At 30.7% G+C, this 488-nt stretch carries 1 protein-coding gene; it reads right to left on the reverse strand.

The features are described 5' to 3' along the window. On the reverse strand, positions 1-488 hold a 488-nt coding region (locus UNSWCS_RS09625; protein WP_035143893.1), incomplete at both ends, for an ABC transporter ATP-binding protein.

Genomic DNA, 488 nt, shown 5'->3' on the forward strand with positions numbered 1-488 from the left:
CTTGAAATTCTAGGGGTCAATGTATCATCAAGCAAATTTTCAATATATAGATCCAAAGTAAAACTAACACTATCATTAGTAATCAAGACACTTGAAATATAAAGCTTTAAGCCAACATCTTGATATTCAACTTGGTTGGTAGTAATGCTTTGATTATTTTGAATATCGATTGATGATTTTTGAATAGGGGTTTTTATAACGCTCTCAATTACGCTATCTTTATTATCAATAACAGTAACTCTAGGATTATAGATCAGATCAGAAACGCCCTTTTCTTTAAGTAAATTTATAAGACTGGTGACAGAATCTTTATTAACTTTGGTGCTATCGACCGTAAGAACGTTGGTAATAATTTTAAAGTAGAAATGATCTAAAGGACTTAAGATAGATTCTATACGTGGTCCAATCTCTTTAAGCTTTGTGTTATCTGTGCTAATAATAGTAAAGCTAAGCTGTCGTAATTGATAGCTAGTATCAAGCCCATTAAT

Source organism: Campylobacter concisus UNSWCS, assembly GCF_000466685.1.
Classification (GTDB): Bacteria; Campylobacterota; Campylobacteria; order Campylobacterales; family Campylobacteraceae; genus Campylobacter_A; species Campylobacter_A concisus_A.